Below are 17,461 nucleotides of genomic sequence, written 5' to 3' on the forward strand. Positions count from 1 at the left end.
TTACTAGGAGGAAGAAGATAATGAGTAAAGTAACAGAAATTAAACATCCATTGATATTACATAAATTAGCATATATTAGAAGTAAGGATACAGGATCAAAATATTTTAGAGAATTAGTAGAAGAAGTTTCTATGCTAATGGCATATGAAGTAACAAGAGATTTAGAAACTGAAGAAGTAGAGGTAGAAACACCAATATGTAAGACAAAATGCCAAATGTTAGCTGGTAAAAAGATGGCTATAGTTCCAATATTAAGAGCCGGTCTTGGAATGGTAGATGGAATATTAAATTTAATACCAGCAGCTAAAGTTGGGCATATTGGATTATATAGAGATGAAGAAACACTTCAACCAGTAGAATATTTCTGTAAATTACCACAAGATATAGCAGAGAGAGATATAATAGTAGTAGATCCAATGTTAGCAACTGGTGGTTCTGCAGCTGATGCAATCTCTTTATTGAAGAAAAGAGGAGCTAAAAAAATTAGATTAATGTGTTTAATTTCTTCTCCAGAAGGTGTTAAACTTGTTCAAGAACAACATCCAGATGTTGATATATATTTAGCTTCTATTGATGAAAAATTAAATGAAAAAGGATATATTGTACCAGGACTTGGTGATGCTGGGGATAGACTTTTCGGAACTAAATAATAAAAAGCGAAGACTAAGTCTTCGCTTTTTAATTAAATTATAAAAAAGTTAGTTTAGTTAATAAATTCAGCAGAGCTGAATTAAAAAATATATCATTTACTAAGAAACTCTACTAGGAGTTTCTACCTTAACTATTAATTCAAAACTATTAACTAAAAAAGCAGAGGAGTGAAAAGTATGGCAAAAAGAGAAGGATACTTATCGTGGGATGATTATTTTATGTCTTTAGCGTTATTATCAGGAAAAAGAAGTAAGGATCCTAATACACAAGTTGGAGCTTGCATTGTAAATAGAAATAATGTAATTGAAAGTATAGGGTATAATGGATTACCTAAGGGATGTTCTGATGATGAATTCCCATGGGAAAAGGAAGGGGAAGCATTGGATACAAAGTATCCATTTGTTGTTCATGCAGAGTTAAATGCAATATTAAATGCAAAAGGTAAGGAATTGTCTGGTTGTAAAATATATGTTGCATTATTTCCATGTAATGAATGTGCAAAAGCAATAATACAATCAGGAATAAGTGAGGTTGTTTATTTAAGTGATAAATATGCTGATACTGATTCGGTAAAAGCTTCTAAAAGAATGTTTAAGTGTGCTGGAGTTGCTTTAAATCAACTGATCCCAACTCATGAGAAAATAGAATTATCTCTAAACATAAAGGATATTTAAAGAGTTTATAAATTAATAACATATTGAATAAAATAATAATTACTCATAAATTAAATTATATTTATATAAAAATAAAAATACATACTTTTAAATAGAAAAAATGCAATATAAAGAGTTTAAATAAAATAAAAAAAGTGAAAATATAGAACAAAAAACTATTGTGAATAACTGTAAAAAGTAAAATGTTTTAAATATTAGTTGATATTGGAAAATACAAAGTGGTATAATAATAGTGTTAATTGTTTAACAATTTAAACAATTAACACTATTATGATTTTAGGGTAATTTAATGGGAGGATTTTTTATGAGAGAAGTAGTAATAGTTAGTGCAGTTAGAACTGCCATTGGATCATTTGGTGGGTCATTAAAGGATGTTCCAGCAGCAGATTTAGGAGCACTAGTAATTAAAGAGGCTGTAAATAGAGCTGGTGTTAAACCAGAATTAGTTGAAGAAGTAGTGATGGGAAATGTTATACAAGCTGCTCAAGGTCAAAATGTTGCTAGACAAGCTGCTGTAAAAGCAGGATTACCAGTAGAAGTTCCAGCTATGACAATAAATAAAGTTTGTGGATCAGGTTTAAGATGTGTTGCATTAGCAGCTCAAATGATTAAAGCGGGAGATTGTGATGTAGTAGTTGCTGGAGGAATGGAAAATATGTCTGCAGCACCATATGCTATTCCAGGAGCAAGATGGGGCCAAAGAATGGGCGATGGAAAAATGGTAGATACAATGATTAAAGATGCTTTATGGGATGCATTTAATGATTATCACATGGGTGTAACTGCTGAAAACATAGCTAAAGAATGGGGTTTAACAAGAGAAATGCAAGATGAATTCTCATTAAATTCTCAATTAAAGGCTGAAAAAGCAATTAAAGAGGGTAAATTTGTAGATGAAATAGTTCCAGTAGTTATTCCACAAAGAAAAGGCGAACCAAAAGTGTTTGCTCAAGATGAATTCCCAAGATTTGGATCAGATATTGAAAAGATGGCTAAATTAAGACCATCATTTATTAAAGATGGTACTGTAACTGCTGCTAATGCATCAGGGATTAATGATGGTGCAGCTGCATTTGTAGTTATGAGTGCTGAAAAAGCAGAAGAATTAGGATTAAAACCAATGGCTAAAATACTTTCTTATGGAAGCAAAGGGTTAGATCCTGCAATAATGGGATATGGACCATTCCATGCGACAAAGAAGGCATTAGAAGTCGCTGGATTAACTGTAGAGGATATGGATTTAATTGAAGCAAATGAAGCATTTGCAGCACAAAGCTTAGCTGTAGCGAAAGATTTAAATTTCGATATGGAAAAAGTAAATGTAAATGGAGGTGCAATAGCACTTGGGCATCCAGTAGGTGCTTCAGGAGCAAGAATATTAGTTACATTACTTCATGAAATGGAAAAAAGAGATGCAAAAAAAGGTTTAGCAACTCTTTGCATCGGTGGAGGAATGGGAACTGCTTTAGTAGTTGAAAGAGTGTAATTTATATAAAAAGAAGAAAAAAGGAGCTTTTTAGAGGCTCCTTTTTTAATTTTAGTTATTATAAATAGCTTTAATGATAACTATTAGAATAAAAAATAATAAAATTATAAAAAATAATGAATAAAATGTAAAATAATTATTCATAAAAGGTTAAAAAAATATACAAGATATATTATTGATAATTATAAAATGATAAAAAAACTTAAAAAAAATTTAAAAATATTAATAATTTTATCAAAAAGTAACAAAATGAAATTATGAAACGTTATCAAGAAAAAAGAACTATAAAAAAGGAATATTATGAAAATTTAGACAATTGAAAGGTTTGGAAATAATTTGCAAGAATGATTAAAAAAGTGTAAAAACGAGATTTTGGTTGAGTATTTATGGATTATTATCTAATAACAGGCAATTTTAACGTGTGATTGTAAAAAATAACTAAAAATGAGGTTTTTATTAATCGGAAAGTAGGTATATAATTAGCTAATGTCAGCAGGGATAGAACTAATAACAAAGTAATAGTATTCCTATATAAGAGCTTATTTGTATAAGCAAATATAAATATATAACTATATAATAGTTAGTTTTTATATAGGAATAAAATGAGATTCTAGTTCCCCAATAAGTTATTTACTAGGAGATTAAAATGGCAAAATATCTAAGGTTTACAGTAAAATCTGTAGCAAATAATGATTTGATAACTGCAACTATTTCATTTTTATTATTAGTGTTATTAGGGAAATATAAAATTGGATTAATTTTGTTGCTAGGAGTAATAATTTCTATGTTGAATTTTATTATTTCAGCCAAAATAACAGATATGTTCCTAAATAACCCTAAAAAAAATAAAGCATTTTTATTTCCATTAAGTTATCTAATACGAATAATAACTATAGTTGCTATAGCAGTATTTTTCTCTAATAGCTTAGTTAATTTATTAGTCTTTCTAATAGGATTTTTTATACATTATATAATCCTAGTAATAACTACTATAAAAGTGCAGAAGGGAAGTGAATAGATGGAACCATCAAAAGCTATATTTTCTTTTTACTTAGGCAAAATGGCCATTGATATAAAGCCAGAATCAATAGTGCAGTTAGTAATTGTTTTATTAATTTTAGCTTTAGCGTGGTGGTCTACTAGAAATATGAATATAAGACCATCTAAAAAGCAAACTATTGTTGAATGTATTTATAACATGTTAAATAATGCTGTAGTGAGTAATGTTGGAGAAAGCTTTATAGGTATAGTTCCTTTCGTAGGAACTCTAGGAATATTTGTACTAGTAATGAATTTTACAGGACTAGTAGGAATATCACCACCAACAAAAAACTTTAGTGTTACATTAACTTTAGCTTTAATATCATTTGTAATGGTACAAGCATATGCCATTAAAAAGAATGGTATTGGAGGATACTTTAAGGGATATTTAGAACCAGTATCTTTTATATTACCAATAACAATATTGGAGAGGGTAATGCTTCCAATATCTTTATCTTTAAGACTTTTTGGTAATATGTTAGCAGCTACTTTTATAATAGAACTTGTTTATGAAAGTTTAGAAAAGATAGCGTGGTTTGCACAACTAATTATACCAATTCCATTACATTTGTATTTCGATATATTTGATGGTGGTATTCAAGCAATTATTTTTGTAATGTTAACAATGATAAACATTAAAATAGTATCTGAACATAATTAAAAGGAGGAAATTAAAAATGAGTGAAATAGGAATGAGAGCATTAGGAGCAGGTATTGCAGTATTAGTAGGATTAGGAGCAGGTATTGGTATTGGAAATGCTACAGGAAAGGCTGTTGAAGGAGTTGCAAGAAATCCAGAAGCTACAGGAAAAATTACAACAACATTAGTTATAGGGTCAGCATTCGCAGAAGCAACTGCTATTTATGGATTATTAGTATCAATATTATTAATATTTGTAGGAGTAGCTTAATATTTTAATAACTCCAGAAGGGGGTAACAAATAATGGAATTTAATCCAGGTATTATATTAGCCACTATAGTAAATTTTTTGATTCTATTTTTTGGATTAAAATATTTCTTTTTTGAAAAAGTTAAATTAATAGTTGAAGCAAGAGAAAACGAGATAGTGGACAAGTTAGATAATGCAGATATGGAACTTGAAAAAGCAAGAAATCTTGCTATTAGCAATGAAAGAGAACTTCAAAGGGCTAAGGAAGAAGGAAAGGCTATCACAGAAAGTCATAAGAAAAAGGCTGAAAAAGTATATGATGAAATTGTTGAGGAAGCAAAATCTGAAGCAAATTTAATTATAGAAAGAGCCAAAGTAGAAATTGAAAGGGAAAAAGAAAAAGCAGAGTATTCTTTAAAGAAAGAAGCAATAGACTTAGCTTTAGAACTTTCTAAAAAGGTAATTGAAAAAAATATCGATGAGGAAAAAAATAAAACTTTAATTGATGAGTTTATTTCAGAGGTAGGTAAATAAATATGTATGAATATTTAGACCGAAGATATGCCCTTGCACTATATGAAGTTGCTGAAAAAAAAGGAAAAGTTGATGAATATCTTGGGGATTTAAGAGAAATCTGTAATCTGATAGATAACAATACTGATTTTTTAGAAGTAATTAAACATCCTCAAATAGGTACAAAACAAAAGAAAAGGACTTTTATTAATATATTTAAAGGTAAAATTGATGAAGAACTTTTGTCATTTTTATTAATATTAATAGAAAAAGATAGAATTTTATTCTTAAAAGAAAAATTAAAAGAAATGGAGAAAATCCATTTAGAAAAATTAAATGTTTTACAAGGAATTGTTAAGACTACAATACCTTTAGAAGAATATGAATATAATGCTTTAGTAAGAAAATTAGAAAAGAAGTACAATAAAGATATTATATTAAAGAAAATAATAGATCCTGAGATTCTAGGCGGAATTTATGTAAGAATAGGAAATGACGTTATTGATGGAACTGTAAGAACAAGATTAGAAGATTTAAAAAAGCTAATGCTTACTACGGAATAGAGGTGATTGCATGAACATAAAACCAGAAGAAATAACATCGATCATAAAAAAAGAAATACAAAGATATGAAAATCAAATTAAAACTTCTGATTCTGGAACAATAATTCAAATTGGTGATGGAATTGCAAGAGTTTATGGATTAGATGATTGTATGCAAGGTGAACTTTTAGAGTTCCCTAATAATGTATTTGGTATGGCTTTAAACTTAGAGCAGGATAATGTCGGATGTGTTTTATTAGGTTCTGAAGAAGGAATTAAAGAAGGCGACATAGTAAAAAGAACTAATAGAATTGTTGAAGTTCCTGTAGGAGAAGGTATTTTAGGGAGAGTTGTAAATCCCCTTGGTGAAGAAATTGATGGTAAAGGTCCTATCAATTATGCAGGAACTAGGCCAATAGAGGTGCCAGCTCCAAGTATTATAGATAGAGCTTCAGTAAATGAACCTTTACAAACAGGAATAAAGGCAATCGATTCTATGGTTCCTATTGGTAAGGGTCAAAGGGAACTTATCATTGGTGATAGACAAACAGGAAAAACTGCTATTGCAGTAGATACAATTTTAAATCAAAAAGGTAAAGATGTAATATGTATATATGTAGCTATTGGGCAAAAGCAATCAACAGTTGCACATATAGTTAATACATTAGAAGAAATGGGAGCACTTGATTATTCGATTGTTGTTGCAGGAACTGCATCAGAAAGTGCGCCACTTCAATATTTAGCACCATATGCAGGGTGTAGTATGGGTGAATATTTCATGCATAAAGGTAAAGATGTTCTTATAATATATGATGATTTATCTAAGCATGCAGTAGCCTATAGAACAATGTCATTATTACTTAGAAGACCGCCAGGAAGAGAAGCGTATCCAGGAGATGTGTTCTATATTCATTCAAGACTTTTAGAAAGAGCTGCAAAGCTATCTAAAGAAAATGGTGGAGGTTCATTAACAGCACTTCCAATTATAGAAACACTAGCTGGAGACGTTACAGCATATATTCCAACTAATGTAATATCGATTACGGATGGTCAAATATTCCTAGAAAGTGAATTATTCAATACTGGACAAAGACCAGCTGTAAATGCAGGTATCTCAGTATCAAGAGTTGGTGGTAATGCTCAAATTAAAGCTATGAAGCAAGTTTCAGGAACATTAAGATTGGAACTTGCACAATATACAGAACTTGCAGCCTTCGCTCAATTTGGATCTGATTTAGATTCTGATTCTAAGAGAAGATTAGAAAAAGGTAAAAGAATATTAGAGGTATTAAAGCAAGATCAATATAAACCAATGGATGTTGAAAAGCAAATAGTTATATTGTATGCAATTGTAAATGACTTTTTATCAGATATAAAGGTTAAGGATATTAGAAAATTCGAGGCTGAATTCTTAGAATATATGGATACTCATAATAGAGAGGTCTTAAAGCAAGTTATTGTTGAAAAACAATTAACAAATGAATTAAAAGAAAACATTGAAAAATGTATAATTGATTTTAAAAAAGAATTTTTAAAAGATGCATAGCTTTTTATAGCTATGCAATTCTTTAGGAGGTAAAACAGTGGGCGCAGCGGGACTTATAGAAATTAAAAGAAGAATGAAGTCAGTTGAAAGTACTAGAAAAATAACTAAGGCTATGGGGCTTGTTGCCACTTCAAAACTTAGGAAGGCAAGAAAAGAGCTTGCAGATAACGAGAAATATAATAATTTGTGTAAAGAAGTTATTAGTGAAGTTGTTTCTAGTATGCCAGAAGATTTTGACTCAATTTATTATAAAAGCTTTGATGGAGATAAACTCTATATTGTATTAACTTCAGACACTGGATTATGTGCAGGTTATAATAATACTGTAGCCATATATTTAAATAATTTAGTTCAAAAAAGTGGCGGGGCAAAGGTTGTTGTTGTTGGAAGCAAAGGAATTTCATATATTTCTAGATATAAAATAAGCACATATGCTGAATATGTGGATTTACCAGATATGCCTGCTACGAAAGACATTAATAGAATATATAATGATGCTATATATTTATATGAAAAGGGAGAGGTTTCTGAAGTAAATATAGTATATACAGAATTTATTTCTCCTGTTAAACAAGAGGTAAAAAGTGTTAAAATATTACCAATAGAAAAGAAAGCTTCTCAAGAAGGACAATATATAATTGAGCCAGATGAAGAAGCCGTATTTAAAAATGCAATAGATATGTATTTAAAAAGCCAGCTTAAGACATGTATGCTTAGTGCAAAAGCTAGTGAACATAGTGCTAGAATGACTGCTATGGATGGTGCTACAGAAAATGCAAATGACATACTACAAAGTCTTAATATTAAATTTAATAGAATTAGGCAAGGTATTATAACACAAGAGATTTCAGAAATTGTTGGGGGAGCCGAAGCTCAAAAGTAGCAAGGAGGAAGAAGTATGGCAGAAAATAAAATTGGAAAAGTAGTTCAAGTAATTGGACCTGTAGTAGATATAAAGTTCGATGAAGCTTCTTTACCAAACATATACAATGAAATTAAAATTGATATGGGTGATAGAGAGCTTGTTGTAGAAGTTGAGCAACATGTTGGAGATGATATTGTTAGAGCAATAGCAATGGAATCTACTGATGGATTGAAGAGAGGTATGAAGGCTTTAGATACAGGAAAACCAATATCAGTGCCAGTTGGAAAGAATGTATTAGGAAGATTATTTAATGTATTAGGAACTCCTATAGATAATAAAGGAGCTATAGAATCAGATGAATCATATCCTATACATAGACCGGCACCAAGTTTTAAAGAACAATCTTTAGAACCAGAAATGTTCGAAACGGGAATTAAAGTTATTGACTTAATTGCACCATATCAAAAGGGTGGTAAGATAGGGCTATTTGGAGGAGCTGGAGTAGGAAAAACAGTATTAATCCAAGAGTTAATTAATAATATTGCTAAAGAACATGGTGGAATTTCTGTATTTACAGGTGTAGGAGAGAGATCTAGAGAAGGTAACGATCTGTATCATGAAATGATGGATTCAGGCGTTATAAATAAGACTGCATTAGTATTTGGTCAAATGAATGAATCACCAGGTGCTAGAATGAGAGTCTCATTAACTGGGTTAACTATGGCTGAATACTTTAGAGATCAAGGACAAGACGTGTTATTATTTATAGATAATATATTTAGATTTACACAAGCAGGTTCAGAAGTTTCTGCATTATTAGGAAGAATACCTTCAGCAGTTGGATATCAACCAACATTAGCTACTGAGATGGGTGCTCTTCAAGAAAGAATTACTTCAACTAAAAATGGATCTATAACATCAGTTCAAGCGGTATATGTTCCAGCTGATGACTTAACAGACCCAGCTCCAGCAACTACATTTACTCACTTAGATGCTACAACAGTATTATCGAGAGCTATTTCATCTTTAGGTATATTTCCAGCTGTTGATCCACTAGAATCTTCTTCTAGAATTCTTGATCCAAGAATAGTTGGAAAAGAGCATTATGAAGTTGCAACTGAAGTTAAAAATATCCTTGAAAGATATACAGAATTACAAGATATAATTGCAATTTTAGGTGTTGATGAATTATCAGATGAAGATAAAGCTGTAGTTGCAAGGGCAAGAAGAATCCAAAGATTCTTATCACAGCCATTTACAGTTGCAGAACAATTTACAGGAATGCAAGGAAGATATGTTCCTGTTAAGGAGACTGTAAGAGGATTTAAGGAAATTTTATCAGGAAAATATGATGATTTACCTGAATCAGCATTCTTATTTGCAGGAACTATTGAAGAAGTTGTAGAAAAAGCAAATAAAATGAAATAGGAGATGTAAGTTATGGGAAAAACAATAAAACTTAACATTGTATCTCCTGGGCGTGAAGTATTAACAGAGGAAATTATTAGTTTATTAACAACAGAGCCTAATGGTAAAATTGAATTTCTTGCAAATCATGCAGCGAGTATAGTAGCTGCTATACCAACAGTAAGTATTTATACTACAGCTAATGGTGATGTGAAGAAATTATTTACATCTTCAGGAATTATATATGTTAAAGATAACGTGATTAATTTCTGCTGTGATTCATTTAATTATCCAGAAGAAATTGATATAAATCGTGCGGAAGAGGCTCTTAAGAGAGCAGAAGAACGATTAACTAGTAAAAAAGAAAATGTTGATATAGAAAGAGCAAAGAGAGCATTAGCTAGGGCAAATGCAAGATTGCAATTTAAATAAGGAAATCGCTAAAAAGCGACTTCCTTATTTTTTTTATGAAAAATTATTTATATAACCTTTTTTTTTAGATTTGAATAGAATGATATATATACACGAAATCAGTAGATAAATATATTAAATTTAGAATAAAGAGAACTATTTTAAGACCTTAATAATATATATATATTATTAAAAGAAATTATTTTAAAGGAATATAAGGGGATATATTTATGTAACCCTAAGTAACTAAATATATGGTTAAGAATTTCATTTAGACAATTAGTATTGCAGCGATGTATAAAAAAAATAGTTTGGACAATAATTTTAGAGGAAGGGCAGGGGATTACAATATGAAAAAGGTGTTTTTTGTATTTCTTTTAATCTTTTCTCTATTAATTATTTGTGGAAAAGAATATAAGTGTGAATCAAAAGAGGATTCTTTCAGCAAGATTGAAGGATATGTGATGAATAATTATGATTTTGTCCAAAATGGAATTAAGTTAGAATATACAGTTGATGAAACATTAAGGAATGAATATTTAAGGATAAAACAATTTTTTGAGGAAAACAATTTTTTGTTACTTTCTACAGATAAAAATAATATTACAGCAGAAAGTGAAAATATTGATTATAGTATTAGTATTTGTGAATATAATGGTTTGATAAAAGTTCAGGTTATTCTAATTAATAATGATGTTAGTAAATCAGAGAAAGAATTGAAAAAATTATCACAGAAAATAAGAAGTGATAATTTTATAAATGAAAGGTATTTTTCATTTATAAAGGGAAAGATAAATACACAGGATAAAAATTTAATTGGTGATTTGGAAAAAAATTTAAATATAAAGGTTAATGAATATTTAGATATAAATAATGGGTGTGTTGCTGAAGCTACATTTGAAGATAATCAACATATAAACATTGGACAAATTAAGTACGATACAGGTTCATATTTAATTATAGGAACACCGATAATTTTCGTAACATACTAACAATAAATATGGAGGATAATATGGAAAAAATCATAGTTAGAGGTGGAAGGGAACTTCATGGAGAAGTTGATATAAGTGTTGCAAAAAATTCAGTATTACCTATAATAGTTGCAACTATTTTAAATCCAACCGAAATAATTTTAAAAAAAGTACCTATGTTAGAAGATGTTACTGTCTTGATTAATTTATTAAGAGAGTTAAATTGTGAAGTGCAATTTTCTTCAATAACAGGGGATTTAAAAATAAATACTCAAAATTTAAAAGAAGTAGATCCAAATAGTGAATTAATTAGAAAAATGAGAGCATCTTTTTTAATTATGGGACCTATGTTAGCAAGGTTTGGCAAATGTAAAATATCAATGCCTGGAGGCTGTAATATCGGAAGCAGACCTGTAGATTTACATTTAAAAGGTTTTAATGCTTTAGGAATAGAGTCAGAAGTTGGCTATGGTTATGTAGAAGCTAAAATTGATAAATTGCATGGAAGTAGAATTTATTTAGACTTTCCATCTGTAGGAGCTACAGAGAACATTATGATGGCAGCTGTTTTAGCACCAGGAGTTACTGTAATAGAAAATGCTGCTGAAGAACCAGAAATTTGGGATTTAGCAAGATTTTTAAATTGTATGGGTGCTAAGATTGAAGGAGCTGGATATGGAAAGATAACTATACATGGTGTATCAGAATTGAAACAACCAAAACCATTTACACCTATATTTGATAGAATAGAAGCTGGCACTTTTATGGTTGCAGCTGGAATTACTAATAGTAAGATAACAATTAATGGAGTAAATGAAGAGCATTTAATGCCAACAATCGAAAAATTAAAAGAATGTGGGGTTTACTGCACTGTAGACGGACAAAAGATGATTGTGGATGGAACTAGAGAAAAAAGGCCAGTAGATATAAAAACAATGCCTTATCCAGGTTTTCCTACAGATATGCAAGCTCAAATGATGGCTTTATTATCAATTACTAAAGGCGTAAGTGTAATAACTGAAACTGTATTTGAAAATAGGTTTATGCACGTTGGAGAGCTTGGGAGAATGGGCGCCAATATAAAAATTGATGGTAGAATAGCTATAGTAGAAGGTGTAACTACTCTTACTGGATGTGAAGTTAAAGCTACTGATTTAAGAGCTGGAGCAGCAATGATATTAGCAGGATTAGTTGCAAATGGACAAACGGAGATAGGAGAAATATATCATATTGATAGGGGATATACTAATATTGAGGAAAAGTTTAGACAACTTGGAGCGGAAGTATATAGAGTTTATAAATAAAAGTAGGAGCCTTTTGGGGTTCCTAATTTTTTTGTGTAGAAATATAAGATTAATAATGAAAATTGTATGGAATTGTTTAACAGATTAAAACATATATATAGATGTAACTTGATAAGATGGAGGGATTATGAGTAAAAGAATTTTAAAAGGATTCACAACCATTAAGTTAGTAATAGTAACAGCTATATGTATTATTTTATTTATGATAGTAATTCCAGTAATAACTATGAAAGCAGATGTGAAAATAGATTTTAATAAATATGCAGCTAATGAAGAAAAGATGAATGTTAATGAATCGAATAATACTGAAAATATTAAAGTAGAAGAAGAGGTAGATAATATAGAGATTGAAGATAAAGTAGATGAAATAGAAAAAGTAGATGAAGGTAACAATACAGATAATGTGGATAATATAGAGAATACAAACAATGAAATAAACATTAATATAAATAGTACTGTTTCTTTATATATTACTTTAGAGAATAGAATAGAGGAGATAGAACTAGAAGAGTATGTATGTGGTGTACTTGCAAATGCAATGCCTATTAGCTTTGAACCTGAAGCGTTGAAGGCTCAAGCTATTGTAGTTAGAAGTTATGTTGTTAGTAAAAAATTAAATCCCTGTATAGAGGCTAATGGTGGAGATATATGTGACTCAGCACATTGTCAGGTTTATTCATCAAAGGATGATATTATTAAAAAATGGGGAGAGGAAAATGGAGAGAGATACTGGGAAAAAATAAAAAATGCGGTAGGTGATACAAAAGGTAAGGTTTTAACTTATGATGGTGAATTGGCAATGTATCCATTATATTTTTCTGTTAGTTCTGGGAAGACTGAGTCAGCAGAAGAATTAGGGCTTGGAAAAATTCCGTATCTTAAATCAGTAGATAGTCCTGGTGATGAGGAATCATCTAAATTTGAAAGTTCTAAGGAAGTTACATTAAGTGATTTAGCCTATATAATAAGTAATAAATATCCTAAGTCTGGCGTAACTTCAAGTAATATAAGAGATAGTATTAGTATATTATCAAGGAGTAAGGCTGGAGGAGTTATTGAATTAAAAGTAGGAGATAGTGTGATTAAGGGATCTGATTTTAAGGTTTTACTAGGGCTGAACTCAATAAACTTTGATTATTCCATAGGCGATAATACGATTGTATTTGATTGTAAAGGCCATGGTGAAGGGGTTGGAATGAGTCAGTGGGGAGCAAATGTTATGGCTAAAGACGGTAAGAGTTATGATGAAATATTAAAACATTATTATACAGGAATTAATATAGGAGATTTAAAATTTAATTTATAATTTTAGTGTATACTATATAAACAGTGAGAGATTTGATTTATCAAATCTCTTTTTGTTTTTTTATATATAAATTTGGCGAATAAAAAATTGGTATAGATTGAATTAATTTGGTTTTAAGGGCAAGAATACAATACAGGAGGTGTTGAAATGGACCAAAATAAAAAAAATAAAGTAAAGGACTTTTTCAGAAAGGAGGGCTTTTACTTAGTTTTACTAGTATGTTTATGCGTAGTTGCAACTGTAGCAGCATTTACTATTAAAAAGAATTCAGTTGCTAAGGAGCAAAATAATACTAGCAATGAATTATCTTTAAATGATGTTCAAGATAGCAGTTCTTCAGATGTTGATTCTAACTTTAATATGCAAAATGCAGAAAGAGTGGAAAGCAATGATGAATTAGCGGAAGCAAATGATAATGAAATATCTCAAGAGGAAGTTACTAATGAAGTGGCTAATGATACTAACGAAGTAGCTACTGATGACGAAGCAACAGTTTCAGAAAATCAAAATAACTCAGAGCAAGAAGCTGACGTTGATGTTTCAGCAGGAACTGATAGTAATATTGTTTTATCATTACCTATAGACGGTGAGGTAGCTATCTCAAGAGAATTTGGAAAAATGGTAAGAACTTATTCAGATGAAGCTAGAAGTGAAGATACATCTAGAAGAGGTATTGATATAAATGCTGCTGTTGGAACATCTGTTAAAGCAGCTGCAGAAGGTAAAGTTGAAGAAGTATCAAGTAATACTACAGATGGAACTTATGTTGTTATTGCACATGCTAATGGGCTAAAAACAAAATATACTAACTTAAGTGAAGATGTTAAGGTAGCAGCAGGGGATACTGTTAGTGCTGGTACTGAAATAGGTACAGTAGGAAATAGTTCAGGTATATTTACATCAAAAATTTGCGGAGATGTATTAAATATTCAAGTACAAGATGCAAACGGAAAAGATGTTGATCCAAGTGCTTATTTTGAAGTCAAATAATTTATTAAAGTATCAACCATTTTTATGGTTGATACTTATATAATTATTTAATTGGTTAGAGAGTATGAATTTTTTTTATAGATTAAGTAAATAATATATGAAAAATAGAGATTAAGGAGGTATAATCTTGAAAGACTATATAGAAGAAAGAGTTTTAGAGGTAGCCCAGTATATAATTGATTCAAAAGCTACAATTAGAAAAACAGCGAAAGTATTTGGAGTAAGTAAGAGTACTATTCATAAGGATATGACAGAAAGATTACCTAAAATTAATCCGGCTATAGCTGAACAAACACATTTAATATTAGAATTAAATAAGTCTGAAAGACACATTAGAGGTGGGAAGGCTACAAAAATGAAATATAAGGCAAATGAGCTATAAATTTATTGAATGATAAATTCATTGCATATATAATATAAAAAGGAATAATTTTGTAGAAAAAACAAATATTTTGAATTTTATTATATAGGAGTGAATAAAATGTGGTTTTGGAGAAGTGGTAATGATTTGGGTATTGATTTAGGGACAGCCACTGTACTTGTTTATGTAAAGGGAAAAGGAATACTATTAAAAGAACCATCAGTTGTAGCAATTAATAAGAATAATAATAAAGTTTTAGCAGTTGGAGAGGAAGCAAGAAGAATGATAGGGAGAACCCCAGGTAATATTGTAGCAGTAAGGCCACTAAGAGATGGTGTAATTTCTAATTATGATATTACTGAAAAAATGCTTAAGGCTTTTATAAAAAAGGCTTTAGGAAAAAGAAGGGTTATAGCACCGAGAGTTATGATTTGTATTCCATCAGAAGCAACGGAAGTTGAAAAAAGGGCTGTAATAGATGCAGCTATGAATTCAGGAGCTAAGAAAGTTAATCTAATTGAAGAACCATTAGCAGCTGCAATTGGAGCAGGATTAGACATTACTAAACCAGATGGTCATATGATTGTTGACATTGGTGGTGGAACAACTGATATTGCAGTTATTTCATTAGGTGGAATTGTTATTAGAGAGTCTATAAAAGTTGCAGGTGATAAATTTGATGAAGCAATTACTAGATATGTAAGAATGAAGTATAAGCTTCTAATTGGTGAAAAGACTTCAGAAGATTTAAAAGTTAGCGTTGGGTCTGTATTTAAAGGTTCAAGAAACATATCAACAACTATGAAAGGTAGAAATTTAATTACTGGGTTACCTGATGAAGTTATTATTTCTACTGAAGAGTTAAGAGAAGCATTAATGGAACCAGTATTAATGATTGTTGAAAGTGTAAAATCTGTATTGGAAAAGACTCCGCCAGAATTAGCAGCAGATATTATTGAAAAAGGAATATTAATGACTGGTGGTGGTTCATTAATAGATGGGTTAGATAAACTTATAGAGGAAAATACAGGTATTAATGTTAGTATTGCAAGTAACACAGTGGAAGCAGTAGCAATGGGAACAGGTGAGGTTCTTAATTATGCTGATAAAATGGACAATAATATTTCTAATAGAGAAATTACTTTAATAGATTAAATTTATATTAATGAACAAATAATGCTAGAAGTTATAACTTCTAGCATTATTTGTTCATTATAGAATTTAAATAACAAGCATGAATTAATCCATGGGAAATTACTTTTGCCATTTCGAAAACAAGGTGAAGTCTTATACTTCTAGAAGTGAAGAATTCAGCGGTATCACTGGAGTCTATTATACCAATTATTGAAGCAATACCTACATCTGGAAGAGATTTTCCAACGCCTTTTCCAGGATGAATAGGATAATCACGAGTGTGTATTTCACCAATTGAATTTACATCTCCGAGGCATGCATCTATACCTATTATAGAGGCATTAGGATGCAGTTTGTTAATTTCAATAAGCTTTTTATCTAAGTTTAATGCATGAATTGGATTTTCCAACGTACCGTATACAGGTAAAGGAAAATTATGTTCTTGAAGAAAAGTTCCAACAAGTGGACCTAAACAATCGCCTACGCATTTATCAGTACCGATACATACTATAATACTATTAGAATTAATATATTTTCTCATAAATTCAGCAATTTCATAGTATGCTAAATTAGATTTATAATTAAACTTTCTTTTAATCAAATAATTCACCCCTATCTTTATATATGGAAATTATTTTTAGCTATTTAAAATAACGAAAGATAATGCTTGCTATTTTAAGGAAAACTTTTTTATATTTGTTTAGTAAATAAACTTAAATAATAAAGTTTGAGCTTTAAATTTTAATTACATGAAGCTTGTCTTATATAAAATATATGATTTATAAAGCAATAATATAATTTTATTATAAAAAATTATATTAAGAACTTTAAAATATAAAGTCTATGATTTGTGCAATTATAATTTATAAAAGTATGTAAATCTTAATATACAGTAAGAATGTTAATAGCCTTGTACTTATACTATATTTATAGGATGGTAAATTTGTTACTAATTATGGGATGAAAAATGAATAAAAAATATACTATTAAATTTAAATAAATATTATTATAAAAAAATAAAATTATATATTAAAGCAAAGAAAAATAGAGAAAAGTAGAGAAAATAGAGAATAATTATGTATAAACAGGAAAAATGGGGGTTGAAATATAATTGGTTTAATTATATACTAGTCCTTGTCAGTTCGGCAGTAACATAATGAATGACAAAAAAGTTGTAAATAAACATATGGGGGAGTTCCCGAGAGGCCAAAGGGGGCAGACTGTAAATCTGTTACGTTTCGTTTCGATGGTTCGAATCCGTCCTCCCCCACCATTAACAACTTTAAAAAATAATAAATTTGAAATTTGGTATTATGCTTCATTGGCTCAATGGCAGAGCAGCTGACTTGTAATCAGCAGGTTGTTGGTT

At 29.9% G+C, this 17,461-nt stretch carries 19 protein-coding genes and 1 tRNA gene; 19 read left to right on the forward strand and 1 reads right to left on the reverse strand.

Annotated features, from left to right (window positions below):
• Positions 1-20 precede the first annotated feature (20 nt).
• From upp to mreB, 18 genes are all read left to right on the forward strand, one after another.
• The gene (gene upp / locus I4V63_RS13050; RefSeq protein WP_042399484.1) at positions 21-650 is read left to right on the forward strand and encodes a uracil phosphoribosyltransferase; all 630 of its coding nucleotides are present in this window, start codon (positions 21-23) and stop codon (positions 648-650) included.
• Positions 651-827: 177 nt separating this feature from the next.
• The gene (locus tag I4V63_RS13055) at positions 828-1,325 is read left to right on the forward strand and encodes a dCMP deaminase family protein (protein WP_196001686.1); all 498 of its coding nucleotides are present in this window, start codon (positions 828-830) and stop codon (positions 1,323-1,325) included.
• A gap of 304 nt (positions 1,326-1,629) precedes the next feature.
• A complete protein-coding gene (locus I4V63_RS13060; RefSeq protein ID WP_196001687.1) occupies positions 1,630-2,811 on the forward strand; it encodes an acetyl-CoA C-acetyltransferase in 1,182 nt (393 codons plus the stop codon).
• A gap of 646 nt (positions 2,812-3,457) precedes the next feature.
• On the forward strand, positions 3,458-3,829 hold the full coding sequence (locus I4V63_RS13065; RefSeq protein WP_196001688.1) for an ATP synthase subunit I: 372 nt from the start codon (positions 3,458-3,460) through the stop codon (positions 3,827-3,829).
• Positions 3,830-4,513 carry a F0F1 ATP synthase subunit A gene (locus tag I4V63_RS13070; RefSeq protein WP_196001689.1) on the forward strand — a complete coding sequence of 228 codons (684 nt, stop codon included), beginning with the start codon at positions 3,830-3,832 and terminating at the stop codon, positions 4,511-4,513.
• A 16-nt stretch (positions 4,514-4,529) separates the two neighbouring features.
• The gene (atpE, locus tag I4V63_RS13075) at positions 4,530-4,763 is read left to right on the forward strand and encodes an ATP synthase F0 subunit C (RefSeq protein WP_195467358.1); all 234 of its coding nucleotides are present in this window, start codon (positions 4,530-4,532) and stop codon (positions 4,761-4,763) included.
• Positions 4,764-4,796: 33 nt separating this feature from the next.
• A complete protein-coding gene (locus I4V63_RS13080) occupies positions 4,797-5,276 on the forward strand; it encodes a F0F1 ATP synthase subunit B (protein ID WP_196001690.1) in 480 nt (159 codons plus the stop codon).
• A 2-nt stretch (positions 5,277-5,278) separates the two neighbouring features.
• Positions 5,279-5,818, forward strand: a complete 540-nt coding sequence (locus I4V63_RS13085) for a F0F1 ATP synthase subunit delta (protein ID WP_196001691.1) — start codon at positions 5,279-5,281, stop codon at positions 5,816-5,818.
• Between the two features lie 10 nt (positions 5,819-5,828).
• Positions 5,829-7,343, forward strand: a complete 1,515-nt coding sequence (atpA, locus tag I4V63_RS13090) for a F0F1 ATP synthase subunit alpha (RefSeq protein ID WP_196001692.1) — start codon at positions 5,829-5,831, stop codon at positions 7,341-7,343.
• Between the two features lie 37 nt (positions 7,344-7,380).
• Positions 7,381-8,226, forward strand: coding sequence for an ATP synthase F1 subunit gamma (gene atpG, locus I4V63_RS13095; protein ID WP_196001693.1), 846 nt, complete (start codon positions 7,381-7,383; stop codon positions 8,224-8,226).
• Between the two features lie 15 nt (positions 8,227-8,241).
• Positions 8,242-9,636 (forward strand): F0F1 ATP synthase subunit beta, encoded by a 1,395-nt coding sequence (atpD, locus tag I4V63_RS13100; RefSeq protein ID WP_196001694.1) that lies wholly within the window; start codon positions 8,242-8,244, stop codon positions 9,634-9,636.
• 12 nt (positions 9,637-9,648) lie between these two features.
• A complete protein-coding gene (atpC, locus tag I4V63_RS13105) occupies positions 9,649-10,047 on the forward strand; it encodes an ATP synthase F1 subunit epsilon (protein WP_196001695.1) in 399 nt (132 codons plus the stop codon).
• 329 nt (positions 10,048-10,376) lie between these two features.
• Complete coding sequence (locus I4V63_RS13110) at positions 10,377-11,018, forward strand: hypothetical protein (RefSeq protein WP_196001696.1); 642 nt, start codon at positions 10,377-10,379, stop codon at positions 11,016-11,018.
• A gap of 20 nt (positions 11,019-11,038) precedes the next feature.
• Positions 11,039-12,301 (forward strand): UDP-N-acetylglucosamine 1-carboxyvinyltransferase, encoded by a 1,263-nt coding sequence (murA, locus tag I4V63_RS13115; RefSeq protein WP_196001697.1) that lies wholly within the window; start codon positions 11,039-11,041, stop codon positions 12,299-12,301.
• 127 nt (positions 12,302-12,428) lie between these two features.
• Entirely contained in the window at positions 12,429-13,607 is a 1,179-nt protein-coding gene (gene spoIID / locus I4V63_RS13120; protein ID WP_243280514.1) for a stage II sporulation protein D, read from the forward strand.
• Between the two features lie 147 nt (positions 13,608-13,754).
• Positions 13,755-14,597, forward strand: coding sequence for a M23 family metallopeptidase (locus I4V63_RS13125; protein ID WP_196001698.1), 843 nt, complete (start codon positions 13,755-13,757; stop codon positions 14,595-14,597).
• Between the two features lie 127 nt (positions 14,598-14,724).
• Positions 14,725-14,979 carry a sporulation transcriptional regulator SpoIIID gene (gene spoIIID / locus I4V63_RS13130; RefSeq protein WP_195988674.1) on the forward strand — a complete coding sequence of 85 codons (255 nt, stop codon included), beginning with the start codon at positions 14,725-14,727 and terminating at the stop codon, positions 14,977-14,979.
• 99 nt (positions 14,980-15,078) lie between these two features.
• Positions 15,079-16,113: a rod shape-determining protein MreB gene (gene mreB / locus I4V63_RS13135; RefSeq protein ID WP_196001699.1), complete on the forward strand. Its 1,035-nt coding sequence runs from the start codon at positions 15,079-15,081 to the stop codon at positions 16,111-16,113.
• 46 nt (positions 16,114-16,159) lie between these two features.
• Here mreB and yyaC read toward each other — a convergent pair whose 3' ends face one another.
• Positions 16,160-16,693, reverse strand: coding sequence for a spore protease YyaC (gene yyaC, locus I4V63_RS13140; RefSeq protein WP_196001700.1), 534 nt, complete (start codon positions 16,691-16,693; stop codon positions 16,160-16,162).
• Between the two features lie 587 nt (positions 16,694-17,280).
• Between yyaC and I4V63_RS13145 the strand changes: the two genes are divergently transcribed.
• A tRNA-Tyr gene (locus I4V63_RS13145) sits at positions 17,281-17,365 on the forward strand.
• Positions 17,366-17,461: the final 96 nt, after the last annotated feature.

The sequence above is a fragment of the Clostridium sp. 1001271B_151109_B4 genome (assembly GCF_015670405.1).
Lineage (GTDB): Bacteria > Bacillota > Clostridia > Clostridiales > Clostridiaceae > Clostridium.

Coding starts and splice junctions, on each gene's coding strand:
- I4V63_RS13065 (WP_196001688.1), top strand. CDS start 3,458: ATGGCAAAATATCTAAGGTTTACAGTAAAATCTGTAGCAAATAATGAT.
- atpC (WP_196001695.1), top strand. CDS start 9,649: ATGGGAAAAACAATAAAACTTAACATTGTATCTCCTGGGCGTGAAGTA.
- murA (WP_196001697.1), top strand. CDS start 11,039: ATGGAAAAAATCATAGTTAGAGGTGGAAGGGAACTTCATGGAGAAGTT.
- I4V63_RS13070 (WP_196001689.1), top strand. CDS start 3,830: ATGGAACCATCAAAAGCTATATTTTCTTTTTACTTAGGCAAAATGGCC.
- I4V63_RS13125 (WP_196001698.1), top strand. CDS start 13,755: ATGGACCAAAATAAAAAAAATAAAGTAAAGGACTTTTTCAGAAAGGAG.
- atpE (WP_195467358.1), top strand. CDS start 4,530: ATGAGTGAAATAGGAATGAGAGCATTAGGAGCAGGTATTGCAGTATTA.
- atpD (WP_196001694.1), top strand. CDS start 8,242: ATGGCAGAAAATAAAATTGGAAAAGTAGTTCAAGTAATTGGACCTGTA.
- I4V63_RS13060 (WP_196001687.1), top strand. CDS start 1,630: ATGAGAGAAGTAGTAATAGTTAGTGCAGTTAGAACTGCCATTGGATCA.
- spoIID (WP_243280514.1), top strand. CDS start 12,429: ATGAGTAAAAGAATTTTAAAAGGATTCACAACCATTAAGTTAGTAATA.
- upp (WP_042399484.1), top strand. CDS start 21: ATGAGTAAAGTAACAGAAATTAAACATCCATTGATATTACATAAATTA.
- mreB (WP_196001699.1), top strand. CDS start 15,079: ATGTGGTTTTGGAGAAGTGGTAATGATTTGGGTATTGATTTAGGGACA.
- I4V63_RS13085 (WP_196001691.1), top strand. CDS start 5,279: ATGTATGAATATTTAGACCGAAGATATGCCCTTGCACTATATGAAGTT.
- I4V63_RS13080 (WP_196001690.1), top strand. CDS start 4,797: ATGGAATTTAATCCAGGTATTATATTAGCCACTATAGTAAATTTTTTG.
- I4V63_RS13055 (WP_196001686.1), top strand. CDS start 828: ATGGCAAAAAGAGAAGGATACTTATCGTGGGATGATTATTTTATGTCT.
- atpA (WP_196001692.1), top strand. CDS start 5,829: ATGAACATAAAACCAGAAGAAATAACATCGATCATAAAAAAAGAAATA.
- I4V63_RS13110 (WP_196001696.1), top strand. CDS start 10,377: ATGAAAAAGGTGTTTTTTGTATTTCTTTTAATCTTTTCTCTATTAATT.